The following is a 6281-nucleotide window of genomic DNA, read 5'->3' as shown; positions in this document are numbered from 1 at the left end:
ATAAATTCCTTGAGAAAGTTCTTCTAAAACTTGTTGTTTGAAACTTTCACTGTAACGATAAATCCTCTTAATTTTAAGCATAAGTATTCAGTTTATAACTGTCTACTTTTTTCAGGACGGTACATAGAACTCTATTTTAAATTCTAAACTCTAATAACTAAACCCTAATAACTAATAATTTATCATTTATCATTTACAATTCTCTGAAGTAACTCCCTCATTTCCTTTACCTTATCTGGATACTTCTCAAACAAGTTTTCGGATTCTTTGGGGTCGAGTTTGAGGTTAAATAATTGACCGGTGATGTGATTGCTAACTTTGACATTTCTAGGGTCGGTGAATCCACCTGATCCCAAGCCTTCTACCCATTTCCATTCCCCTTGTCGGACCACCAAATAACCAATGGAAGTAGTGAATACCAAAGCCTCTTGCTCTGCAATTTCCTTGCTTTTTTGGGTTAAAATTGGGTAAATACCATAACTGTCATTTTTACTTGTCGGCTGTCCCAAGATTTGTTGACAAGTAGCCAATAAGCTTGTTTGAGAAACTAAGGCATTGGACGTGCTTTTGGCTTTTACTTTCTTAGGCCAACGAACAATGAACGGAATGCGGTGTCCAGCTTCAAAAGCATCTCCTTTCATGCCTCGCCATTCTCCGGCTGCCTGATGTTGGAATTCTTTCACAAAATTCTCTCTCCAATAGGGCCCATTATCACTTGTAAAAATTACGATGGTGTTTTCTTTTAAACCAAGGCTATCCAAGGTTTTCATGAGTTGCCCCACCGAAGCATCCACTTGTTGTACAAAATCACCATACTCGCCAGCTTTGGAGCTTCCTTTGAATTTATTTTGAGGAACCCAGGGTGTATGTGGACCAGAAAAGGGGATGTAAAGGAAAAAGGGTTTGTCGGCTTTTTGACGAGTCAAAAATTCCTTGGACTTATCAATGAATCGAGGCATCACACCATAGAAATCAAAGCTGGGAGCCATTTTCCCTTCCCGCCAAAAAGGTCCCGTATATCCTGAAGTTAATTTATTTCCATCCGTATAGGCAGTCGGCTTTTCTACCACATGTTGATTTTCTACATAGCAATAAGGCGGCATGTCCAAGGAAGCAGGTAAAATATAGGAATAGTCGAAACCCATAGCAGCAGGGCCACCCGTAGGATCTTTGTCAAAATCTATGTGTTCTGGCTTCATCTCTTCCTGAATGCCATAATTCACTTGGGTTAGATTACCTTCAAAACCGGCTTTCACAGCCCAATCTAAGCCTAAATGCCATTTGCCAACAACCCCCGTTTGATAGCCTTGGCTTTTTAGAAATGAAGCCACAGTCATTCTTTCCTTTTCGATTAAAGTACGACTATACCCTCGTAGAACACCTACAGGCAGTTTACTTCGAAATGGATATTGACCCGTCATAATGGCATATCGGGAAGGAGTACACACTCCGGAAGCAGAATGGGCATCCAAAAAGCGCATGCCTTCTTTGGCCAATTGGTCAATGTGGGGGGTATTTATTTTATCTCCTTTGGGATTATAGATGGAGATATCACCATAGCCTAAATCATCCGCTAAGATGTAAATGATGTTCGGTTTTTGGGGATTTTTCTTTTGTGCCAAACTCGGAAATACCCCAATCAGGCCTAGCAATATGGGGAAGATAAAACGTGTTTTCATATCAATGCTGTAAGGAGTTTATCCAATCTTGAATCAATTTGATTCCTTCCTGATGCTTCATTTTTCGACCAAGTTCAGGCATCATAATACCCGGATCTACAGAATCCATGCGGTAAGCCAAGATGCTTTCTTTAGCTTTACCCGCAACAATATCGTATTTCAAATTACCAGAGCCTCTTCCTGCAGCTACAGGAGTCTTCATGAATCCATAGGCTGTTTTATCTTTCGTATCCCATGTTAGATATAAGCCTGAAGAGCGAGCAGGTCCTGTAGGATTATGGCAATGCGCACAATTTATGTCTAGATAGGCTTTCGCGCGCTCATCGAGTGACTTACTTTCATCGGTATAATTTACTAATGCTGGGACTTCTTGGAGATTGGGTAAATCAGTCAATATGCCTGCTTTGGCCCAATAATCCAATTGATTCTGTTTTCCTGAAGTATACGGAAAGTCACCATGTAATTGTCTGGCCGAAGGACCAATGGGCGTCATTTTACCACTGCGTTCATGACAACCTTTGCATTGGTTCATATTGGGAACCTGATAATTCACTTGTTTTAGGATGCCTTGTTTGTCCTTCCAACTAACAGGAGAAGAACCGCCCGCTACTTCCAAAGTAGCTTCAGTTTGTGCTTCATCCCAAATATAGGGAAGGGCCACCCACGACTTCTCTTGACGAATTAATACCCGCGTTTCCATAATTCGTCTACCTGCCAAAGGATTGGCTTCATCTTTGGGATAATAAAAAGTTTTAATGATGGCAGTACCTACAGGAAATTGGAACACCGAATCAGCATTATAAGCCACCTTAGTTCCTTCCGGTAATTTGACAAAGCGAAGCTTGGAAGCATAATCCGAAAATAAGGGTGAATTCAATTGGTAAGGAATCACTCCATCTTGTGGATGCTGATCTTTTAAATCACCTTTGAAAAAGCCATAATCGGATAATTTCAAGATATAACCAGCCGCATTTTTTTGAATGGAACTAGCTTGGATAAAGGCCAATCCTACTAAAATCATCAAGCCTAAACGAAAAGACCTGTTCATGATTAACGGAGTGTCTTAAATGCTTGAAGATGGCAATCGTACAAACTGACGTCGCGTTGGATGTTTTTGAAATCGTGTTCGGCATCGATATTCGCGAAACTTTGATTCGTATTGTTTCGAATACAAATACGATAAGAAGGAAAATATTCACCACTCGAGTCCAATCGTTTGGGGTCCAAAATGCCATCGTAGACAATATTGGGCACTTGTCTGCCAAATTTTAGTTTGAAGCGGTACATCTGACCAAATCGACCTTTGGCAGGAACTCTACCAGCTTTCCTTATAAAATCATTGTCGCGTATTTCAATGGCTGTAGGATAAGGGTCATATTCTAAATCCGTGATTTTATTCTCAGTCATGTGGTAGGAAATGATACCTACTCCCATGGTTCTATTTTGGTGAATTTTATTATTGAAAATCTCTACCTGGCTTGTCGCTAAAATAAGCATGCCCGTTCCTTTTGGGACACGGGCAACGATGTTTCCTTTTGGGGCAAAATTGGCTAAATTATTTTCGATAACTTCATTTTGGTATACTTTCACATGACCTCCTTTTTTCTGTACCAAATCAGGTAAATCAAAGACCAAAATACCTCCTGTATTGCCATAGGCCTTATTATGATGCACCTCCGCAAACTGGGAATTTTCAATTTCTATCCCCGCTACATTTTGGAATGCCGTGCTGTTTTTCACTTCAATGTACTTCGATTGGCCCACATAAATACCGGCATCGGAGGCACCGATAGCGATACAACTATCAATCAACACATTTTCACAAAGCACTGGGTAAAGCGCATAGCTTCCATTGGTAGGAGAGGGCTTGCCTGTCCATTCTGCTTTAATTCGGCGAAAGGTAATGCCTTTCACGTGCATGGTTTTGATTAAATCACCTTTGGAATCCTGCACCGTCATATCTTCCAAAATGATGTTTTCCGAATTGGTGATTTTTATGCCTTCGGCTCCCCCAGCTTGGTTCTTAAATGAAAGTATTGTTTTATCGATTCCTTTACCCCGAATGACCATGTTTTTTTTACCATCCATGGATAGACTTTGCGATATTTGGAAGGTACCTGCTTCTAATTGTATGGTACTTCCATCTTCCGCTAAAATCAAATCCGTTTGGATTTTCTTTTCGATTGCTTGTTGCCCTACAACCTGTGATCCAAGGCCTACCTGAAAGATCAATAGGTAAAGAAAACGCTTTGTCATATTATTTCAAATTCGATAAATAGGTTCTGCTTTGTCGGGTTTGAACAGGATACCTAGAGCTTTCATCTTCTAAATAATAATGCTGAATTTTGGCTTTTTTAGCCGCCTTCATGATTTCAGGAATGTTCAATTGTCCACTTCCCAAAGCTACATCATTTTCCACAGAAGTGCCACCCGACATATTTCCTTGCACTCCTTTTTTTAAATCCTTCAAGTGCATCAATTTAAAGCGATTACCATATTTTTCCAACAATGTTGCTGGATTTTGACCTGGAAAAAATGTCCAAAGTATGTCCATTTCATAGCTTACAAATTTAGGATCCGTGTTTTGAACCAAATAATCAAACAAAGTGCCGTCTCCATATGGCTCAAATTCAAAGCCATGGTTGTGGTAGCAAAATGTTAGGTCATATTTCTCTTTCAAAGCCTTGCCAATCTGGTTGAATTCCTGAGCCGTCTTTTGAGCTAGTTCTAAGGTAAATGGGCCCGTATGAGGAATCCATGCGACCCGAACAAAGGAAGCACCCAGGGTTTTCGCATTTTCACCTACTTGATCCGTTTTGTTTAAGGCATCGCCCATGCTGACACCAAAAGAAGTGCACTTCATGCCTCTTTCATCCAAAAGACTTCTTACTTCTTGGGCCGTCTTGCCAAATAAACTAGAAAATTCCATGTCTGTAATTCCTTGGTTTTTTAAAGTATCCAAGGTTTTGGCCATGTCTTTGGATAGGCTATTTCGGTAAGTAAAGGATACCATACCAATGTCTTTACCATTGATTTGCATGGGTTTTTGGGCTAATGCCAACATAGGTAATAAAAGAAGGAGTAAAGTAGTTTTCATGTTATTGTATTATGGTAAAAAAATGGTTTTGTTGGTTTTTGCAGATTCAGAAGCAGCAGATAATATTTCTACCACAATTTCATTAATGGCTAAAGAGGATAAATCCTTTTGTGGATCTATTTTGCCTTGCACAACGGCCGCCAAATAGGCAAAAACATTGGCTCTTTCTGGAGATAAGGGGGATAAATTAATGAGACTTTCTTTGCCAAATCGACCATCGGAAATGTATTTCATTTGCTTGGTCTTATTGGCCACTAAAATACCTTTGCTGGCATATAATTCGGTGTCTTTTCTGTCAAATGGCCAATTCCAAGAAGCTTGAATGATGGCCTGACAAGTAGGATACTTTAAAATAATGGTAGTTTCATCATCCACTTTGGGATAGATGTTGGGTTTTAAATGTTGGCTGATAGCCGTAACCGAAATGGGCTTTTGGCCTTCCATGAGCCAAGTCATGATGTTAGCACCATAACATCCAAAATCAATCAATGCGCCACCACCATTCATTTTGGGGTCGGTTAACCAGGATAAAAATTCTTGGGAACAACCAATTTCAACGGGTCCATTGTGACCATCCATGATGACCACTTTGCGTAGATCTCCCAAGGATTTTTCCACTTTTAACATGTCCCACATTTTGGCATGAGAAGGATACCACGTCGTTTCAAAGTTGGTTAATAAAGCGATAGGATGTTTTTTGACAAGAGCTTTCATCTTGGCAAGATGATCCATGTTAACTGCCAATGGTTTTTCCACCATCACATGTATGCCTTTGGGAGCGCAAGTTTGAACCACTTCCAAATGTTCATATATGCTATTGAATGCACAAACGGCTTCTGGTTTTGTTTTGGAAATTAAAGTTTCTAAATCTGGATACCAAAGGGATTCTGGTAATTTGTATTCCTTTAGTAGTCGCATAGCCAAGTCTTTGTTTTTCTCGGCAAATCCTACAATAACCACATCTGCATTTTTTTGTGCGGCATGCAAGGCCTGACCCACGTGGTCGTGCGTCATACCAGCTATTCCCACTCGAATGCTTTGGCTGAATAAAAATATAGGGCTGATTAAGACCAGCCCTATAAGTAAAAGGATTTTTGTTTTCATGGCGAAATTAAAGCCTTGAATTAGTTTCTAGGTCCACCCTGACGCATTTGACTCTGCATCGTGATGTATTTTTCCAATTGTTCTGGAGTTAAAATGGCTTTCAATGATTCCAATTGGCCATCATTGATTTTCTTCATTTCAGCCATCATTTGCTCACGTTCCATGCCAGCCTGACGGAATTCCATCATTTTTTGCATACGAGCGGAGATAATCGGCTCCAATTTTTTAACCTGATCTTTGTTCAGGCTCAATTCCGTAGAAATACGGTCAAGCTGACGTTGAACCATCGCTTGTGGATCAAAGTCTTGCGCAGTAGCTTTTGTACTCAGGCCGAGGAACATCGCCATCATGGCGCATAGGGCAATTAGTTTTTTCATGGTAAAGTATTTTATTGATTTAAT

The 6281-nt window shown here is 40.1% G+C and carries 6 protein-coding genes; all 6 read right to left on the bottom strand.

Going from position 1 to position 6281, the window contains the following annotated elements; all coding sequences use genetic code 11:
• Positions 1-182: 182 nt before the first annotated feature.
• From G9H60_RS12745 to G9H60_RS12720, 6 genes are read right to left on the bottom strand one after another with little or no spacing between them, the layout of a single operon-like run.
• Positions 183-1679: a sulfatase family protein gene (locus tag G9H60_RS12745; protein WP_223144437.1), complete on the bottom strand. Its 1497-nt coding sequence runs from the start codon at positions 1677-1679 to the stop codon at positions 183-185.
• Between the two features lies 1 nt (position 1680).
• Entirely contained in the window at positions 1681-2727 is a 1047-nt protein-coding gene (locus G9H60_RS12740; protein ID WP_223144436.1) for an SO2930 family diheme c-type cytochrome, read from the bottom strand.
• Positions 2728-2729: 2 nt separating this feature from the next.
• The gene (locus G9H60_RS12735; protein ID WP_223144435.1) at positions 2730-3935 is read right to left on the bottom strand and encodes a parallel beta-helix domain-containing protein; all 1206 of its coding nucleotides are present in this window, start codon (positions 3933-3935) and stop codon (positions 2730-2732) included.
• Between the two features lies 1 nt (position 3936).
• The gene (locus tag G9H60_RS12730; protein ID WP_223144434.1) at positions 3937-4776 is read right to left on the bottom strand and encodes a sugar phosphate isomerase/epimerase family protein; all 840 of its coding nucleotides are present in this window, start codon (positions 4774-4776) and stop codon (positions 3937-3939) included.
• Between the two features lie 9 nt (positions 4777-4785).
• On the bottom strand, positions 4786-5880 hold the full coding sequence (locus G9H60_RS12725) for a Gfo/Idh/MocA family protein (protein ID WP_223144433.1): 1095 nt from the start codon (positions 5878-5880) through the stop codon (positions 4786-4788).
• 20 nt (positions 5881-5900) lie between these two features.
• Positions 5901-6257 carry a DEAD/DEAH box helicase family protein gene (locus G9H60_RS12720; RefSeq protein WP_223144432.1) on the bottom strand — a complete coding sequence of 119 codons (357 nt, stop codon included), beginning with the start codon at positions 6255-6257 and terminating at the stop codon, positions 5901-5903.
• Positions 6258-6281 lie beyond the last annotated feature (24 nt).

Source organism: Aquirufa aurantiipilula (assembly GCF_019923745.1).
Lineage (GTDB): Bacteria > Bacteroidota > Bacteroidia > Cytophagales > Spirosomataceae > Aquirufa > Aquirufa aurantiipilula.
This window is presented reverse-complemented; position numbering and strand designations above follow the sequence as displayed.

Bases quoted from the DNA above. Each gene is read 5' to 3' on its own strand.
- G9H60_RS12745 (WP_223144437.1), bottom strand. From the start codon at position 1,679: ATGAAAACACGTTTTATCTTCCCCATATTGCTAGGCCTGATTGGGGTA.
- G9H60_RS12740 (WP_223144436.1), bottom strand. From the start codon at position 2,727: ATGAACAGGTCTTTTCGTTTAGGCTTGATGATTTTAGTAGGATTGGCC.
- G9H60_RS12735 (WP_223144435.1), bottom strand. From the start codon at position 3,935: ATGACAAAGCGTTTTCTTTACCTATTGATCTTTCAGGTAGGCCTTGGA.
- G9H60_RS12730 (WP_223144434.1), bottom strand. From the start codon at position 4,776: ATGAAAACTACTTTACTCCTTCTTTTATTACCTATGTTGGCATTAGCC.
- G9H60_RS12725 (WP_223144433.1), bottom strand. From the start codon at position 5,880: ATGAAAACAAAAATCCTTTTACTTATAGGGCTGGTCTTAATCAGCCCT.
- G9H60_RS12720 (WP_223144432.1), bottom strand. From the start codon at position 6,257: ATGAAAAAACTAATTGCCCTATGCGCCATGATGGCGATGTTCCTCGGC.